Source organism: Roseomonas acroporae, assembly GCF_023223525.1.
Classification (GTDB): domain Bacteria; phylum Pseudomonadota; class Alphaproteobacteria; order Acetobacterales; family Acetobacteraceae; genus Roseomonas_E; species Roseomonas_E acroporae.
On the sequence record NZ_JALPRX010000048.1, the window covers coordinates 1 to 16,451 of the forward strand.

18 protein-coding genes are annotated in these 16,451 nt (G+C 75.6%); 13 read left to right on the forward strand and 5 right to left on the reverse strand.

Going from position 1 to position 16,451, the window contains the following annotated elements:
- Positions 1 to 42 precede the first annotated feature (42 nt).
- On the reverse strand, positions 43 to 567 hold the full coding sequence (locus tag M0638_RS11680) for an ankyrin repeat domain-containing protein (RefSeq protein WP_248667169.1): 525 nt from the start codon (positions 565 to 567) through the stop codon (positions 43 to 45).
- 430 nt (positions 568 to 997) lie between these two features.
- Between M0638_RS11680 and M0638_RS11685 the strand changes: the two genes are divergently transcribed.
- The gene (locus M0638_RS11685) at positions 998 to 2,617 is read left to right on the forward strand and encodes an ABC transporter substrate-binding protein (RefSeq protein ID WP_248667170.1); all 1,620 of its coding nucleotides are present in this window, start codon (positions 998 to 1,000) and stop codon (positions 2,615 to 2,617) included.
- 380 nt (positions 2,618 to 2,997) lie between these two features.
- On the forward strand, positions 2,998 to 3,291 hold the full coding sequence (locus M0638_RS11690) for an SWIB/MDM2 domain-containing protein (RefSeq protein WP_248667171.1): 294 nt from the start codon (positions 2,998 to 3,000) through the stop codon (positions 3,289 to 3,291).
- A gap of 250 nt (positions 3,292 to 3,541) precedes the next feature.
- On the opposite strand, the gene arsC is transcribed toward M0638_RS11690, so the two are convergent.
- Entirely contained in the window at positions 3,542 to 3,892 is a 351-nt protein-coding gene (gene arsC / locus M0638_RS11695) for an arsenate reductase (glutaredoxin) (RefSeq protein WP_248667172.1), read from the reverse strand.
- 125 nt (positions 3,893 to 4,017) lie between these two features.
- Between arsC and M0638_RS11700 the strand changes: the two genes are divergently transcribed.
- Together M0638_RS11700 and M0638_RS11705 are read left to right on the forward strand one after the other, a co-directional pair.
- Positions 4,018 to 5,376, forward strand: a complete 1,359-nt coding sequence (locus tag M0638_RS11700; RefSeq protein WP_345893023.1) for a multidrug effflux MFS transporter — start codon at positions 4,018 to 4,020, stop codon at positions 5,374 to 5,376.
- A 241-nt stretch (positions 5,377 to 5,617) separates the two neighbouring features.
- A complete protein-coding gene (locus M0638_RS11705; RefSeq protein ID WP_248667174.1) occupies positions 5,618 to 6,109 on the forward strand; it encodes a GNAT family N-acetyltransferase in 492 nt (163 codons plus the stop codon).
- A gap of 155 nt (positions 6,110 to 6,264) precedes the next feature.
- On the opposite strand, the gene M0638_RS11710 is transcribed toward M0638_RS11705, so the two are convergent.
- Positions 6,265 to 7,128 carry a DUF459 domain-containing protein gene (locus tag M0638_RS11710; protein ID WP_248667175.1) on the reverse strand — a complete coding sequence of 288 codons (864 nt, stop codon included), beginning with the start codon at positions 7,126 to 7,128 and terminating at the stop codon, positions 6,265 to 6,267.
- Between the two features lie 38 nt (positions 7,129 to 7,166).
- On the opposite strand from M0638_RS11710, the gene M0638_RS11715 reads away from it, so the two are divergent.
- The 5 genes from M0638_RS11715 to M0638_RS11735 all read left to right on the forward strand — a co-directional run bounded on the left by M0638_RS11715 (position 7,167) and on the right by M0638_RS11735 (position 11,955).
- The gene (locus M0638_RS11715) at positions 7,167 to 8,813 is read left to right on the forward strand and encodes a GDSL-type esterase/lipase family protein (protein ID WP_248667176.1); all 1,647 of its coding nucleotides are present in this window, start codon (positions 7,167 to 7,169) and stop codon (positions 8,811 to 8,813) included.
- 151 nt (positions 8,814 to 8,964) lie between these two features.
- Positions 8,965 to 10,428 (forward strand): MBOAT family O-acyltransferase, encoded by a 1,464-nt coding sequence (locus M0638_RS11720; protein WP_248667177.1) that lies wholly within the window; start codon positions 8,965 to 8,967, stop codon positions 10,426 to 10,428.
- Between the two features lie 112 nt (positions 10,429 to 10,540).
- Positions 10,541 to 11,107: an SGNH/GDSL hydrolase family protein gene (locus tag M0638_RS11725; protein WP_248667178.1), complete on the forward strand. Its 567-nt coding sequence runs from the start codon at positions 10,541 to 10,543 to the stop codon at positions 11,105 to 11,107.
- A complete protein-coding gene (locus M0638_RS11730) occupies positions 11,100 to 11,414 on the forward strand; it encodes a hypothetical protein (protein ID WP_248667179.1) in 315 nt (104 codons plus the stop codon). The genes M0638_RS11725 and M0638_RS11730 overlap by 8 nt, the downstream gene beginning before the upstream one ends.
- A 94-nt stretch (positions 11,415 to 11,508) precedes the next feature.
- Positions 11,509 to 11,955: an SRPBCC domain-containing protein gene (locus M0638_RS11735; RefSeq protein WP_248667180.1), complete on the forward strand. Its 447-nt coding sequence runs from the start codon at positions 11,509 to 11,511 to the stop codon at positions 11,953 to 11,955.
- 93 nt (positions 11,956 to 12,048) lie between these two features.
- Here M0638_RS11735 and M0638_RS11740 read toward each other — a convergent pair whose 3' ends face one another.
- Complete coding sequence (locus tag M0638_RS11740) at positions 12,049 to 12,669, reverse strand: YqgE/AlgH family protein (RefSeq protein ID WP_282571965.1); 621 nt, start codon at positions 12,667 to 12,669, stop codon at positions 12,049 to 12,051.
- Between the two features lie 289 nt (positions 12,670 to 12,958).
- On the opposite strand from M0638_RS11740, the gene M0638_RS11745 reads away from it, so the two are divergent.
- The 4 genes from M0638_RS11745 (at position 12,959) to M0638_RS11760 (ending at position 15,369) form a co-directional block, all read left to right on the forward strand.
- Positions 12,959 to 13,441 carry a peroxiredoxin gene (locus M0638_RS11745; protein ID WP_248667181.1) on the forward strand — a complete coding sequence of 161 codons (483 nt, stop codon included), beginning with the start codon at positions 12,959 to 12,961 and terminating at the stop codon, positions 13,439 to 13,441.
- Positions 13,442 to 13,615: 174 nt separating this feature from the next.
- Positions 13,616 to 13,900, forward strand: coding sequence for a hypothetical protein (locus M0638_RS11750; protein ID WP_248667182.1), 285 nt, complete (start codon positions 13,616 to 13,618; stop codon positions 13,898 to 13,900).
- Positions 13,901 to 13,935: 35 nt separating this feature from the next.
- Positions 13,936 to 14,265, forward strand: coding sequence for a DMT family transporter (locus tag M0638_RS11755; RefSeq protein ID WP_248667183.1), 330 nt, complete (start codon positions 13,936 to 13,938; stop codon positions 14,263 to 14,265).
- Between the two features lie 90 nt (positions 14,266 to 14,355).
- Positions 14,356 to 15,369 carry a Bug family tripartite tricarboxylate transporter substrate binding protein gene (locus M0638_RS11760; protein WP_248667184.1) on the forward strand — a complete coding sequence of 338 codons (1,014 nt, stop codon included), beginning with the start codon at positions 14,356 to 14,358 and terminating at the stop codon, positions 15,367 to 15,369.
- A 143-nt stretch (positions 15,370 to 15,512) separates the two neighbouring features.
- On the opposite strand, the gene M0638_RS11765 is transcribed toward M0638_RS11760, so the two are convergent.
- Positions 15,513 to 16,451, reverse strand: a 939-nt coding sequence (locus M0638_RS11765) for an MBL fold metallo-hydrolase (protein ID WP_248667185.1), incomplete at its 5' end; no start/stop codon positions are given.

A 16,451-nucleotide genomic window follows, 5' to 3' on the forward strand; every position in this document is an offset into this window, starting at 1 on the left:
GCGGGGGGGGGGCGGGGGCGATCCCCGCCGCCCGCCTCCCGTTCAGTCCGCCTGCCGGCCGTCCCGCGCCAGCAGCGCCGCCGTGTCCGCCGCCCCCATCGCCCGCGCCGCGTCCAGCGCCGTGGCGCCGGCCGCGTCGCGCGCCGCCGGGTCCGCGCCGTGCCGCAGCAGCGCCTCGACCATGCCGGTGCGGTTGAACATCGCCGCCACCATCAGCGCCGTGCGGCCGTCCGGCCCGTGCCCGTCCACCGCCGCGCCGTGCGCCAGCAGCGTCTCGACCACGGCCATGTCACCCTTGAAGGCGGCGCCGGCCAGCGGCAGCTGCCCCCGGTCGTTGGCGATCCCCGGGTCCGCCCCGGCCGCGAGCAGCGCCCGCACCGTGTCGGCATGGCCGTGATAGGCGGCCAGCATCAGCAGCGTGTCGCCCTTGTCGTTGCGCAGGTTGGGCGGCAGCCCGGCGGCCAGCACCTCCGCCAGCGCCTCGGCCTGGCCGTCGCGCGCCGCCTGGAAGACTCGGCCGGCGAAGGCGATCGCCGCCTCGTCCGGGGCATCGGGGCTGTCCTGCATCGTCGTGTCTCCTGTCCGGGGGTTGCTTGCCGAAACGCCTGGTGAGCGGAAGGTTCGAGGGCGGGGCGCCGGCCCCCGCGACCCCGCCAGGGGCGCCGCCCCTCGGGGAGCCCCGCCAGGAGGCGAATCCCTCCTGGCCTCCCCCCTTGGCCTCCCCTCCGTGGCCTCCCCCCCCCCCCCGCCCCCCCCGGTCCCCCCTGGCCCTCCCCGTCGGCTGCCGATCCCGGCGCTTCCCCAGGCGCAGCCGGGAACGCCGGCGGAGGTCCGGAAACCAGGGTTCGGGAGGATCTCCAGGGAGGGCGGCGCCCTCCCCGGCGGATGGGGGACGGGGCAGGGGGGAGCCTTCCCCGAGGCGGCCCCCGCGCAAGGCCGGCCCGACCAGCACGGATCTTGCAAACCCCGGCGCATCCCGATGGAGACCAACCTCCGCATGAAGACCCCGTTCCGCGCCGCGCGCCTCGCGCTCGCCGCCCTGCTCGCCGGCCTGCTGCCCGCCCTGCCGTCGGCCGAGGCGCAGCAGCCCAAGGTGCTGCGCATCGCCATGACCGCGGCCGACGTGCCCACCACCACCGGCATGCCCAACAACGGCTTCGAGGGGATGCGCTTCCTCGGCTACCCGGTGTTCGAGGCGCTGACGCTGTGGGACCTCTCGCGCCCGGACGTGCTGGCGCCGATCCGCCCCGGCCTCGCCGAATCCTGGGAGCAGGACGCGAACGACGGCAAGGTCTGGCGCTTCCATCTGCGCCGCGGCGTCGCCTTCCACGACGGCACGCCCTTCAACGCCGACGCGGTGATCTGGAACCTCGACCGCTTCTTCCGGCAGGACAGCCCGCAATTCGACCCCACTGGCTCGGCCATCGTGCGCGGCCGCGTCGCGGGCTTCGGCACCTACCGCAAGCTCGACGACATGACGGTCGAGATCACCACCACGCGGCCGATGTCCTACTTCCCCTATCTCGCCGTCTACATCCTGATGACCTCGCCGCAGTCCTGGGAGGCGGCGGGGCACGACTACGCGAAGCTCGCCACCATGGCCGCCGGCACCGGCCCGTTCCGCCTGACCCGCTTCGTCCCCCGCCAGTCCGCCGAGCTCTCGCGCAACGACAATTACTGGGACCCCGCGCGCCGCGCCAAGGTGGACCGGGTCGTGCTGCTGCCCATGCCGGAGGCGAACACCCGCCTCGCGGCGCTGCGCTCCGGCCAGGTGGACTGGATCGAGGTGCCGCCGCCCGACGCCGTGCCCTCGCTGCGCTCGGCCGGCTTCAACATCGTCACCAACTCCTACCCGCATGTCTGGCCCTGGGTGTTCGCCGCCGGCCGGCAGGGCAGCCCGGTCGCCGACCTGCGCGTGCGCCGCGCGCTCAACTACTGCATCGACCGCGACGCGATGGTGACGCTGCTCAACGGCACCGCCGAGCCGGCGGCCGGCTTCTTCAACCGCACGACGCCCTATTTCGGCCAGCCGCAGCAGCAGTACCGGCTGGACGCCGCGCGCGGCCGCGCCCTGCTCGCCGAGGCCGGCTACAACGCGCAGCGCCCGCTGAAGCTCAAGGTCGGCATCTCCAACTCCGGCTCCGGCCAGATGCTGCCGCTGCCGATGAACGAGCTGCTGCAGGAATCGCTGCGCGAGAATTGCGGCGTGCAGGTGGAGTTCACCGTAGTCGAGTGGAACACCCTGCTCGGCGGCCTGCGCGCGACGCCCGACAGCCCGCAATGGCTGGGCGCGGACGCGCTCAACATCAGCCTCGGCTCCTCGGACGTGTCGCAGCTCGCGCGCTACTTCCTCGGCGCCAACGCCACCCCCGCCGGCTCCAACGCCGGCCACTGGCGCGACGCCGCCTTCGACGCCGCGCTGACCGAGGCCGAGACCAGCCGCGACCCCGCCGCCATCGTCGCCGCCGCCGCGCGGGCGCACGCCCTCATGGTGGACCAGGCGCCCTGGCTGTTCATCGTGCACGACCTCAACCCGCGCGCCATGACGCGCCGGGTGCGCGGCTTCGTCTCGGCCCAGTCCTGGTTCCAGGACCTGACCCCGGTGGACCTGCAATAGGACCTCCTCGGGCCGGGCGCCCTTGCCCGGCGACCCGGAGGACGCGCCGGCCGCCGGTCCACCGGCCGGCGCCCGCCACCCCGCCCCGGACCGCCGCCCGGACCGGTGCCCCGGCCCGTCTCCAGGTCGTGCCCCGAGCCGTGCCCTGGGCCGTGCGGCCGGCGCCGCGACCGGCCGCCCGCCGCCTCCCGGCAGGGCCGCCGCCCTGTCCCCGACGCCGGCCCTGCGGGCCCGGGCGGCGGGGGCAAGGAACGGATCGTTCCCGCACCTGTTGACATTGCCGCCGCAGCCTTTAGCGCTGCGCCCTTAGGCGCCCCCCTCGGCCCCGTGCCAGGATGGCGTTGCGAATCGATTGTATGACACAACCCTGGAGACCAACGATGGCGACCAAGAAGCCGGAAACGAAGGCTGACAAGCCGGCTGCCGGCAGCAAGCCCAACGCGCTCCAGAAGCCGCTTCAGCCCTCCGAGGAGCTGGCCGCCATCGTCGGCTCCGGCCTGATCCCCCGCGGCGAGGTGGTCAGCAAGGTGTGGGAGTACATCAAGTCCCACAACCTCCAGAACCCGGAGAACAAGCGCGAGATCCTGGCCGACGACAAGCTCCGCAAGGTCTTCGGCAAGGACAAGGTGACCATGTTCGAGATGAACAAGCACCTGGCCGCGCACCTGAAGTAGCACCGCCTTCCCGTTCCGGCAGGGCCGTCCCGGGCGGGCCGCCGGGCGGGAACCCCGCCTTCCGGGGTCCGCCCGCGTCCCGGCACCGGCCGGCCCTGACATCGGCCCGCGCCCGGCTCCCCGGACCCGCTTCCAGGGTCCGCCCCCCGGCTGCCTCCCTTGGCCGCCTCCCCCGGCTGCTTCCCCTGGCCGCCCTTCCGGCCGCCGCCTCCGGGACCGCCTCGGGGCACCCTGCCGCGCGGCTGTCGCCCTACAGCACCTCCTCGACCCGCTCCTTCGGCCGGCACAGGCGCACGCCGCGCGGCGTCGCCACGATCGGCCGCTCGATCAGCACCGGATGCGCCAGCATCGCGTCCAGCAGCGCCTCGTCCCCGAGCGAGGGGTCGTCGAGCCCCAGCGCGTCGTAGGGCGTGCCCTTGCGCCGCAGCACCGCCCGCACCGGCACCCCCATGCGCGCGATCAGCCCGCGCAGCTCCTCCCGCCCCGGTGGCTGTTCCAGATACGGCACGACGCGCGGCGCCAGCCCCGCCTCGCGCAGCCGCGCCAGCACCGCCCGCGACGTGCCGCAGGCCGGGTTGTGGTAGATCGTCACCTCGCTCACGCGCCGCCTTCCTCCATTCGCCCGCCTCCCGCGACGACGTCCCGGGCGGGCACGGAACGCGGCCGATCCTGTCGGGAGGAAATGCCCCTGTCACCCTGCCATGGCGCGGCGCGCCGATCCGCACCGTGACCCCGCGCGACCCGACCGGGCCGCTGCCGGCCGCCGGCACGCCCGGGCCGGCGCCGGAAGAGGCCCCGCGGCAGCCCCCCGCGAGGCCCCCCAGGCCCGCCTCGCCACCCGCCCCGCCGCCCACCGCCCCGCCCGTCACGCCGCCCGCCGCCGCGCCGGAGGCAGCCGGGGCGCCCGCCGCCCCGCCCAGGCCCCGGCCGCCCATCTGGCTGCTGGTGGCGATGACGGGCCTCTCCGCCTTCACCATGCAGATCCTGATCCCCTCGCTGCCCACCCTCGCCGTGGCGCTCGGGGTCGGCTACGGCACCGCCCAGCTCACCCTGACGCTCTACCTCGCCGGCATCGCCCTCGGGCAGCTCCTCTACGGCCCGCTCTCGGACCGCTTCGGCCGCCGCCCGCTGCTGCTCGGCGGCCTCGCCCTCTACGCCGCGGCCAGCCTCGCCGCCGCCCTCGCCCCCGCCGCCGGCTGGCTGATCGCGGCCCGCATCGCCCAGGCGGTCGGCGGCTGCGCCGGCCAGGTGCTCGGCCGCGCCATGATCCGCGACACCTGGCCGCGCGACCGCGCCGCCAGCGTGATGGGCTACGTCACCATGGCGATGACCGTCGCCCCCATGGTCTCGCCCACCCTGGGCAGCCTGCTGGACGCGCGCTTCGGCTGGCGCGCCACCATGCTCGCCTGCCTCGCCGCCGGCCTCGCCCTGCTCCTCGCCGTGCGGCGCCACCTGCCCGAGACCCTGGCCGCCCCGCAGCCCCTGCCGGGCCTGCCCGGCCTCGCCGGCGCCTACGCCCAGCTCGGCCGGCTGGCCGCCTTCCGCGCCTTCGCCGCCGTCACCGCCACCTCCACCGGCGTGTTCTTCGCCTTCCTCGCCGGCGCCCCGCGCGTGGTGGTGGACGGGCTCGGCTACGGCGCCCACGCCTTCGCCCTCGGCTTCGCCGGCCTGGCCCTCACCTTCGCCTTCGGCAGCTTCCTGGCCGGGCGCTTCTCGCCGCGCTTCGGGGTGCTGCGCATGCTGCGGATCGGCACCGCCATCACCACCCTCAGCGCGCTGGCCACGCTGCTCTCGGTGCTGCTGCTGCCGCCCTCGCTGCCCGCCCTGTTCGTGCCGGTGATCCTGATGACCATCGGCAACGGCCTCACCCAGCCCAACGCCATCGCCGGCGCCGTCAGCGTCCGCCCGCAGCTCGCCGGCACCGCCTCGGGGCTGACAGGGTGCCTCCAGATGGGCTTCGGCGCGCTGGTGACGGCGCTGGTGGGCGTGACCGAGAGTGGCGCGGGGGTAGGGACGGCGCTCGCGATGTTGGGCTCGGCCCTGGGGACGCAACTGGCGCTGCGCGGGGTGATGCGGGCGGGGTGAGGCGCCGGGCGCCGGTGCGGCGGGGAAGGCGCCACCTTGCCTGGACCCCATCCGCCAGGGTCGGACGCACCGCGTCCGACCGGGTCATCGGATCTCTGCCGGCCCCGGGCTTCGTGCTCGCCGCTTCCGCGAGGCGCGGCAGGCCGGCAGCGCCGGCGTTGATCGCTGCCCGGCTCCCTCGGTATTCGCACCGGCAGCGAGCCGCCGCGGCGGACAGGCTTTTCCGATGCAGCAGGGCCCGATGAAGATCCGACCGGAAACCCCCGCCGACGCGCCGGCCATACGCGCCCTCACCACCGCCGCCTTCCTGGATGCCGAACACGGTGACGGCAACGAGGCCGCGATCGTCGACCGTCTGCGCGACGGCGGGGCGCTCGCCGTCTCCCTCGTCGCCGAACAGGACGGCGCCCTGGTGGGGCACGCGGCCTTCTCCCCCGTCACCATCGGCGGCCGGCCGGGCTGGTACGGTCTCGGGCCCGTGTCGGTGCGCGCGGACCGGCGTCGGCAAGGGATCGCCGGGGCGCTGATCGAGGCGGGCCTGCTCGCCCTGAAGGCGCGGGGGGCCGGGGGCTGCGTCGTCCTCGGCAACCCGGCCTACTACGGACGCTTCGGCTTCGCCTGCGACCCGGCCGTGACGTTGGCGGGGATACCGCCCGGGTTCTTCATGCGGCTGCGGTTCCGGGGCGGGCAGCCGGCGGGTGCCGTCGCCTATCATCCGGCTTTCGGCGTCTGAGGAGCCGCGCCACCGCGCGGCTCGCGTGACCCTCGATCGCCGGAGGGCATCGGCGCCGGCGAGTCGCCGCGTCCGCGGCCGCGTCCCGGCGGCACGGTCCCCGCCGAGGCGCCGGCGGCAAGACCCCGGTGGCAAAGACCCCGGCGGCGCTCCCCCTACGCCTCCAGCTCCCCGATCGCCACGCTCAGCGCCCCCGCCATCTCCGGCCGCTCCGCCGCCACCACGCCCAGCGTGCGCCGCGCCATCATGCGGTAGCCGATGTCGGAGAAATGCACCCCGTCATCCGCCCGCAGCCGGTACTCCGCCCGGTCCGGCCCGGCCACCGAGACCAGGAATTCCCCGTTCGCGTCGCTGGTCAGGTCCCAGGAGGGCACCCACACCGCCCCCTGCTGCCGCGCCCCGGCCTCCTGCAGCTGGTTGAGCTGCTCCGCCGCCTCCGCGAAGCGCCGGTCGCGCATGTTGGGCAGGCCGATCCAGGCCAGCACCGGCCCGTCCCCGCCATGGTTCCCCGTCCCGAGCCCCGCGATCGCCTCCACCCGCGCCAGGTAGCCCTCGACGAAGGCGGTGGTGCCGAAATCCGCCCGCAGCCGCCGCTCGCGGTCCACCAGCGGCCGGAAGTCGTTGGCGCCGATCCACACCAGCACCAGGTCGGGCGAATTCTTCTGCACCGCCTCCCGCGAGGCCGCCACCCAGTCGTACTGGTCCGAGCGCGTCAGCCCGGTCGCGTGCTTCGTGGCGTTCACCAGCCGCAGCCCGGAATGCCCGCGCAGCGACCGCACCATGCTGAGGTAGAGACCCTGCGCCAGCGAATCGCCGAGGAACAGCACGCCCATCCCGCCCGCGCCGCGCGCCGGTGCCGCGCCATCCCGCCCCGGCGCCGCCGGCAGCCCGACGGCCTGCGCCGCCCCGGCGGCCCTCGCCGAGCCGGCCAGCAGCGCGGCGGCGGCACCCAGCAGCGCCCCGCGCCGCCCGGGCGTTGGAGCGGGCGCGGCGACGGAAAGGCTTGCAGGAGGGCGCATCTCAAGCAACACAGTAGTGTGAGAGCCCCGGACCAGCAATGTACCGCAGTGCGCTGACCAGCAACGATTCCTCGCGCTGCCGCGCCGGCCGGTCCGTGCCGCCGCGACCGCCCGTCGGCGCCCCCGCACGCCCGTCCGGCGACACTCTCCCGCGCCTGCCCGGCGACACTCTCCCGCGCCTGCCCGGCGACACTCTCCCACGCCTGTCCGGCGACACTTCTCCGCGCCTCTCCGGCGACGCCCCGCCCAGCCGGCCCGACGACGCCTTCCCATGCCACCCCGGCGGCGCCCGCCCGCCCGGCGAGGCCGCCCCGCCACCGCCCGCCGGCCTGCCGCTCCCCCGCCGCGCCGCGCTGCGCCTCGGCGCCCGCGCCGCGCTCGGCGGCGCTCTCACCACCCGCGCCGCGCTCGGCGCCACCCTCGCCGCCACCCCGCTCGCCGCCTGCACCGGCGCCGCCGGCCTTCACTTCGGCCCCTGGCTGGTCAACGCCGCCGACCCGCCGCCCCCGCCCGACGAGGCGGAGCTGATCCCCGTCGCCACCCAGGCCGATCCGCTCGCGCCGCTGCACGCCCAGCTCGCCGCCGTCGAGCGCGGCCGCACCCCGCGCGAGCTGCGCCTCCTCGTCTTCGGCGACAGCCACACCGCCGGCCCCTACTTCGTCGCCCGCCTGCGCGAGCTGCTGCAGGGCCGCTTCGGCGCCCTCGGCCCCGGCCGCCTGCCGCCCGGCCGCGCCCCGCGCTACTACCGCCCGGCGCTGGTCGAGGTCGGCCAGGAGGGCGAGTGGACCCCGGCCAGCGCGCTGCGCGCCACCACGCCGGGCCCCTTCGGCATCGCCGGCTACCGCCTCTCCGGCGAGCAGGCCGGCAACCGCCTCACGCTCCGCTCCACCGAGCCCGAGGGCTTCACGCGCCTGAGCATCGAGCTGATGCAGCGCCCCGGCAACGGCTCCTTCAAGGTCACGCTGGACGGCCAGGGCCTGCCACCGGTGAAGACCGACAACGCCGCCCCCCGCCCGGTGGAACTCAGCCGCCTCCTCCCCGCCGCCTTCCGCGAGGTGACGCTGGAGCTCACCGGCGACGGCCCGGTGGAGCTGCTCGGCTGGGGCGTCGAGCGGCAGGGCCGCGGCGTCATCGTCGAGGGCCACGGCATCATCGGCGCCACCATCGACATGCTGAGCAACATCGACCAGCCGATCCTGCGCGCCGACCTCGCCCGCCGCCCGCCCGCGCTGATCGTCCTCGCCTACGGCACCAACGAGGCGACCGACCCCTCGCTCACCGAGGAGGGCTACGCCGCCCAGCTCACCGCCCGCATCCGCGTGCTGCGCGCCATGGCCCCGCGCGCCGTGCTGATGCTCGTCGGCGCCCCGGACGGCGCCCGGCGGGCCGGCGCCGGCGCCGGCTCCCTCGGCCGCGGCTGCGACGGCTGGGCGCCGCTGCCCACCCTGGCCGCCGTGCAGGCCGCCCAGCGCCGCGTCGCCGCCGCCGAGCGCCTCGCCTACTGGGACTGGTCGACGGTGACGGGCGGCGGTACCTGCGCCCTGCACGCGCTGACCCGCGGCGAGGCCCGCCTCGTCGCCGACGACCACGTCCACATGACCGCCGACGGCTACCGCGCCTCGGCCGAACAGCTCTTCGCCCACCTCCTGCGCAACTACCCGCCGCAGCCCACCCGCCGCATCTGACCTTCGCCCCCGGCCCGGCTCCCGGCCGTCACCCCGCCGCCCCGCCCGCGCCGCCGCGCCACCCGCCGGCCGTTCCCCTCCGATCGCCCGACCGCTCCGCCCAACCGCCCGCCCGGCCCGCGCCGGGACGAACCACGAGGACCGACCGCGCGTGCTGTTCCCCACCGGGCTCTTCGCCCTCTTCTTCGTGCTGGTCTTCGCCGGCCACTGGCTGCTGCACCGCCACCGCACCGCCGACCGGCTGTTCCTGATCGGCGCCAGCCTGATCTTCTTCGGCGCCTGGGACTGGCGCTTCTGCTTCCTGCTGGTGTTCAGCGCGCTCTGGAGCTGGGCGATCGGCCTCGCCATCGCCGCCGCCCCGCCCGGCTCGCGCGCGCGCCGCTGGCGCACCGGCATGGGCGTCGCCGTCCACCTCGCGCTGCTCGGCTACTTCAAGTACGCCGACTTCTTCCTCGCGCAGCTCGGGGAGCTGCTGCTGCGCTTCGACATCCCGCCGCCCGCCCTGCTCGGCGTGGTGCTGCCCGTCGGCATCTCCTTCTTCACCTTCCAGGGCATCTCCTACGTGGTGGACGTGGCGCGCGGCGACGCGGCGCCGGAGCGATCGCCGCTCAACGTCGTCACCTACATCACCTTCTTCCCGCACCTCGCGGCCGGCCCGATCGTGCGCGCCGCGCACTTCCTGCCGCAGCTCCACGCCGCACCCGATCCGCGCCGCATCCCGCTCATCATGGCCGGGCTGCTGATCCTGGGCGGCCTCATCAAGAAGTCGCTGATCTCGGACAGCCTGGCCACGCACCTCGTCGAGCCGGTCTTCCGCGACCCCACCAGCGTCTCGGCGGCCGACGCGCTGCTCGGCATCTACGGCTACGCGGTGCAGATCTACTGCGACTTCTCCGGTTACAGCGACATCGCGATCGGCGTCGCGGCGCTGCTCGGCTACCACTTCCCGCGCAATTTCGACCAGCCCTACCGCGCCGCCTCGCTCTCCGAGTTCTGGCGCCGCTGGCACATCTCGCTCTCCTCCTGGCTGCGCGACTACCTCTACATCCCGCTCGGCGGCTCCCGCCACGGCGAGCGCGCCACGCAGCGCAACCTGCTGCTCACCATGACGCTGGGTGGCCTCTGGCACGGCGCCGCCTGGCGCTTCCTGTTCTGGGGCCTGCTGCACGGGCTCTGGCTCGCCGCCGAGCGCGTCCTCGGCCTGCGCCGCCCGCCCGGGTCCCCCTTGGCGCGGACGGAAGGCAGCCCGCCGCGCCAGGACCGGGCGCCCCCGCACCGCCCGTGGCGCCGCGTCCTCGGCATCCTCGTCACCTTCCACGTCGTCTGCCTCGGCTGGGTGCTGTTCCGCGCCCCCGACCTGGAGACGGCCGGCGACGTGCTCGCCGCCCTCGGCCGCTGGGGCGACGAGGCGCAGTACGCCTCGCTGCCGCTGCTCGCCCTGGTCGCCTTCGCGCTCGCCCTGCACTTCCTGCCCGGCGACTGGAACCAGCGCCTGGAGCGCGCCCTGTCCGTCCTGCCCGCGCCGGTGCTCGGCCTCGCCCTCGGCGCCGCCGTGGTCGTCACCCTCACCCTCGGCCCGCCCGGCGTCGCGCCCTTCATCTACTTCCAGTTCTGAGGCTTCCGCGCGCTTCCTCGCGCATGACCGCAGGGCGGGAACGCGCTATGCTGCACCGCCCGCGCGCCACTCCGCCCGCGGCATCGCCTGCCTTCCCGGAGTTTCCCGAACGATGCGTCTCCCGCCGCGCCTCGCGGCCCTGCTCCTCGCCGGCGCGTTCGCCCTCGCCGCGCCGGCCGCCGCCTTCGCCCGCCCCGTCGTGGTGTTCGGCGACAGCTTCGCGATCGGCGTCGCCTCGCAACTCCGCGCCGCCGGCCAGCCCACCGTGGACCTCGGCCGCGTCGCCTGGAGCCTGTTCGCCCGCGACTGGACGCAGCGCCTCGACCAGCTCCGCCACGCCGCCGACGGGGCCGCCACCGTGGTGCTGTTCCTCGGCACCAACGACCAGTGGCGCGGCGGCGGCCCCGCCTTCCGCGCGAGGCTCGAGCAGCTCCGCGCCGCCGTGCCGCCCGGCGTGCCGGTGCTCTGGGTCGGCCAGCCCACCTTCTGTCGCGCGGACTTCGCCGCCGGCGCCGCGCCGATCGACGCCGCCCTGCGCGACGCCGCCGCGCGCAACGGCGACGGCTTCGTCGTCCCCGTCGGCGGCTGCGACCAGGCCGGCATCCGCGCCACCGACGGCATCCACTTCACCCCCTCCGGCTACCGCGCCATCGCCCGCCAGATCGCGCGTCATGCCTGACGAGGGAATCCGGCCGCCGCAGCAGCCCTGGCTGCCCGGCGCCGCCGCCACCGGCGTGCCGGACGACTTCTCCGCGCGGTCCGACACGCGCCGCCTGCCCGCCGTCGCCACGGCCCTGGCGCTCGCCTGCCTCGTGCTGGCGGCCGGCCGCTCGGCCGAGATCGTCGACGCCGCCTACGGCCTGCCCAACGGCCCGGGCTCGGAGACGGCGATCGCCCTCGCCGAGGGCTGGCACGCGGCGATGGAGCGGATCGGCGTGGCCGCGCTGGTCGGCACGGTGCGCGCGCTCAGGGGCACCGAGGAGTAGCGGCGGGGGAGGGGCCGCCCCGCCCGCAACGGCCGGCATGGCATCCGGGCGCTGGGCGGGCACGCGGCTGCCCCCGACAGTCGGGAGACGACCCTTGCCGATCACCGTGGAAAGGCTCGTCGCCGCCCCGATCGAGGAGGTCTGGCGGGCGTTCAACGATCCGGCCGACATCCTGGCCTGGGATGCCGCCGAGGCGTGGCGCACGACGTCGGCCTCGAACGATCTCAGGGTCGGCGGCCGGCTCGAGCTGCGTATCGAGCCCCGGCAGGGCGGTGCCGGCCTCGGCTTCGGCGCGACCTACACCGATGTCCGGCCGATGCGGCTCATCGCCTGGCGGACGGACGAGTCCCGTCTCGTGCGCGTCGAGTTCCGGCAAGCCGAAGGCGGCGTCCTCGTCCATCAGACGTTCGAGGGCGAGGCCGGGACTTCCGTGGAAGAGCAGCGTCGGGACTGGCAATCCGTCCTCGACCGCTTCGCGGCGCATGTCGAGGCACGCCCGGCCCGAGCCCCGGATCCGGCGCCGCCGCCGGGCACGGCCTGAGGGGGGATGGTCCGGGGGGAGGATGGTCGGGGGGAAATGAGGGGCGGCGGCGAGGTCGCCGCCCGCCTCGCCGTCCCGGCCGGGAGCGGAGCCTCAGGCGTGCCCCGCCGCCCCCGAGAGCAGCAGCGGATTCACCTTCAGCTTGGCCATGGCGAGGTCCCACTTGCGCTCGTGCTCCGGGCCGAACAGCAGCGATTCGTCCGGCGGCACGCTGAGCCAGGCGTTGTGCTGGATCTCCTCCTCCAGCTGCCCCGCCCCCCAGCCGGCATAGCCCAGCGCCAGCACGCCCTCGCGCGGCCCGGCGCCGCCGGCGATCGCCTTGAGGATGTCCACGCTCGCGGTCAGCGCCAGCCCGTCCGAGACCGGCAGGCTGGCGTCGCTCGACCAGTCGTCGGTGTGCAGCACGAAGCCGCGCCCGCCCTCCACCGGCCCGCCGGTCAGCAGCCGCACCCGCCGGCGCGGCGGCACCGGCTGCAATTCGAGCTGCCGCAGCAGGTCATCGAAGCTCAGCCCGTCCAGCGGCTTGTTCAGGACGATCCCCATCGCCCCCTCGGCGGAATGGGCGCAGAGGCAGATCAGCGAGCGGGCGAAGCGCGGATCCTTCATCCCGGGCATGGCGATCAGCAGCTGGCCGCCCAGGTAGCCATCCTGGTCGGAGCCGTCGAACTGGCCATCCTTGGGGCGGGAACCGTCGGCGTGCGCGGGTCGTGGCATGATGCGGGAAAGATGGCGGCACGCCCCGGACGCTGCAAGCGCGCCCGCCGGCCGGAGATCGCACGGTCTCGTGCCGCGCCGCGCCCGGCGCGCCGGCAATCCCTCCCGGCCCGGCATCCTCCCGCCTCGGCATCCCCCCAGCCTGGCTCCCCCCAGCCTGGCTCCCCCCAGACTGGCTCCCCCCGGTCTGGCTCCCCTCGGTCTGGCTCCCCTCGGCCCGGCATCTCCCGGTGACAGTGCGTGGGCAAGCGGTTACACCCGCAGGCGCAGCACGCGGACGGAGAGCAGCATGACGATCCAGGTGGGCGACCGCATTCCCTCGGCCAAGCTCATGCAGGGCACCGCGGAGGGCCCGCGCGAGGTCTCCACGGACGAGCTGTTCAAGAGCGGCACCGCGGTCCTGTTCGGCGTTCCCGGCGCCTTCACCCCGACCTGCTCCGCCCGCCACCTGCCCGGCTTCGTCGAGAAGGCCGACGCGCTGAAGGCCAAGGGCGTCGGGACGATCGCCTGCATGGCGGTGAACGACGCCTTCGTCATGGCCGCCTGGGGCAAGGACCAGGGCGTCGGGGACAAGGTGATGATGCTGGCCGACGGCGCCGCCGTCTTCACCAAGGCGCTCGGCCTGGAGCTGGATCTCACCGCGCGCGGCCTCGGCGTGCGCTGCCAGCGCTTCGCCCTGATCGCCAGGGACGGCGTCGTCACCCACCTCGCCGTCGAGGCTCCCGGCGCCTTCGAGGTGTCGAGCGCCGACGCCGTCCTCGCCGCCCTCTGAACGGCCCGGCGGCGCGCCGCCGGCCTCCCGCGGCCGCCCGGCCCCGCTCCCGGCCCCGCTCCCGGCCCCGCTCCCCCAGGGCCGCCCGCCCGTCCGGCGGCCCGCCCGCGCCGGCCCGCCTTCTCCCGGCGCGCCCCCACTCCCGCCGGGGCGCCGACCCCCGAAGGACCGCCGATGAAGCCCGCCCCCGCGCTGGACCCGTTCAGCCTCAGCCTGTTCGCCTGGCAGTCGGCCCTGGTCTTCACGGTGCGCGGCATGCGGCTGTGGACCGAGCCGCTCGCGGCGCAGCCGCAGGCCCTGGCCGACCTGGCGCTGGAGAAGCAGCGCGCCTTCGCCGATGGCTGGCTCGCGGCCGGCATGGCGGCGATGCGCGGCGCCGGCCCGGCCGACATCGCCGCCGCGGCGCTGGACCCCGCCCGCCGCCGGGTCGCCCTCAACGCGCGCCGCCTCTGGCGCTGAGCGGCCCGGCCCGGCCGGGCCGCCTCGATCCCGCCATGGCCCCGCTCTACCTCGCCCTCGCCATCATCGCCGAGGTGATCGCCACCTCCGCCCTCAAGGCCGCCGACGGCTTCACCCGCCTCTGGCCCACCGTGATCGTGGCCGTGGGCTACGCCGTCGCCTTCCTGTGCCTGTCGCTGACGGTGCGCACCATGCCGCTCGGCATCGTCTACGCCGTCTGGTCGGGCATCGGCATCGTGCTGATCGCCGCGATCGGCTGGATCTTCTACGGCCAGTCGCTCGACGCCCCGGCGATGATCGGCCTCGCGCTGATCCTGGCCGGGGTGCTGGTGGTGAACCTGTTCTCGCGCACGGCGGGGCACTGAACCGGGCCGCCGGCCGCTTCCCTCTGCCTCTCCCGCCGGCCATGCTGCGGCCAAAGGCCCGAAGGCCGAACGGAGAGGAAGGTCCATCCCATGCCCAACCCGGAAGCCCGGCCTCCGGCCGCGCGCCGCCGCGTCCTGGCCACGCTCGCCGCCCTCCCCGTGCTTTTCTCGCCGGTGCCGCGCGCCGCCCGCGCCGAGACGCTGGCCGAGCCCTTCCCGCAGCGCTCCGTCCGTCTCCTCGTGCCCTTCCCGCCGGGCCAGGCCGCCGACATCGCCGCCCGCCTGCTCGCCGACCAGCTCTCCCGCCGCTGGGGCCCCGGCGCCGTGGTGGACAACCGCCCCGGCGCCGGCGGCGCCATCGGCATGGAGGCCGCCGCCCGCGCCCCCGCCGACGGCCACACCCTGCTCTACGCCAGCTCCGGTCCCACCGTGATCCTGCCCGCCGTCAGCGACCGCCTGTCCTACGACCCGCTGCGCGACTTCATCCCCGTCGCCCGCGTGCTCGACACGCCGCTGATGCTCACCGCCAGCACCAATTCCGGTTTCCGCACCCTGGCCGACCTGCTCGCCCGCGCCCGCGCGACGGAGGTGAACTACGGCTCCGGCGGCTTCGCCTCCACCCAGCACATGGCCGGCGCCCTGCTCGCCGCGAAGGCCGGGCTGAAGCTGAACCACATCCCCTACCGCGGCAGCGCCCAGGCGCTCGCCGACATCGTCGCCGGCAACATCCCGGTGATGGTGGACAGCGTCGCCAGCTCGCTCCCCATGATCCGCGAGGGTCGCGCCGTCGCCCTCGCCCTCTGCGGCCCGACGCGCGAGCCCGCCCTTCCCGGCATCCCCACCATCGCCGAGGCCGGCGTGCCCGGCTACGAGGCCGTCGCCTGGGGCGGCGTCATGCTCCCGGCCGGCACCCCGCCCGCCCTGGCGGCCACGCTCTCCGATACCGTCCTCGCCATCCTGGCCGACCCCGCCGTGCAGGCCCGCATCCGCGAGACCGGCCAGACCCCGAGCCCCGGCCCCGCCGCCGAATTCGGCCGCTTCGTCGCCGCCGAACTGACCAAGTGGCGCGAGGTGGCGCGGGCGGCGAACATCCGGCTGGAGTGAACCGGCACCCCGACCGGCATCAGGGCAGGGTGGGCGGGGGGGCCGCTGCCTCGGGCGGCATCCGCCCCGGGACCGCCCACCGCCGCCCCCATCGCCCTCTGGCAGGCTCCCCTGGCCGCCTCCCCTGGCCTGCGACGTCGCCGTCAGTACGCCTGCCGCGCCGCGTCCCAGCGGCTCACCACCACCTGGTCGCCGATCGCGAACCGCGTCAGGTCCTCGCCGATGGTCAGCGGCCCGTCATAGGACTCGCGCGTCTGCCGCTCGACATCCGCGACCGTCAGCGGCGGATGCTCGCGCGTGCCGAGCAGCACGAGGTGCGTGTAGGCCGCCATTCTCGGCTTCGTCTGCGAGAAGATCCGCCCCGCCTCCTGCGGCGAGGTGTGGTGGTCGATCACCTGCCGGATGTTGGGCAGGCTCTGCAACGCCTCCGGCACGGCGCAGACCTCGTGCACCAGCAGGTCGAGCCCCTGGCCGTGCCGCACGATGTTCGGCTCGTACTTGGTGTCGCCCGAGATCAGCACGGCATGCCCGGCATGGTCGACGCGGTAGCCGTAGGAGGGCTGGATGTGCTCGCCGTGGTTGACCCGCAGCGCCGTCACCTTCACGCCGCCCTCGTCGTACACCACGCCGTCCCCGGCGAATTCGCGCGCGTCGATCCGCGTCGCCGCCTCGGGCACGTGCTCGTCCGCCATGCGGATGCGGATGTCGTCGGCGAAGGTGTCGCGCATGCGCTCGGCGATGCGCTGCGTGCCTTCCGGGCCGACCATCCGCAGCGGTCGCGAGCGGTTGCCGAAGCCGACCGGGATGTAGCTGGTCATCCACACGTCGGGCAGGGCGTTGAGATGGTCGGAGTGGAAGTGCGTCAGGAACACCGTCTCGATGCTCCCCAGCGTCAGGCCGATCTGGTTCAGCCGGATCGGCGCGCCGCGCCCGGCATCGAACAGCAGGCGCCGCCCGCCCGCCTCGACCAGCGTGGCCGGCCCGAACCGGTCGGGCAGCGGCACCGGCGTGCCCGTGCCCAGCAGCGTCACCGTGATTGGACTTCCCCCTGGGGAGTGGAGGGTTTGGTAAGGAACCCGAGC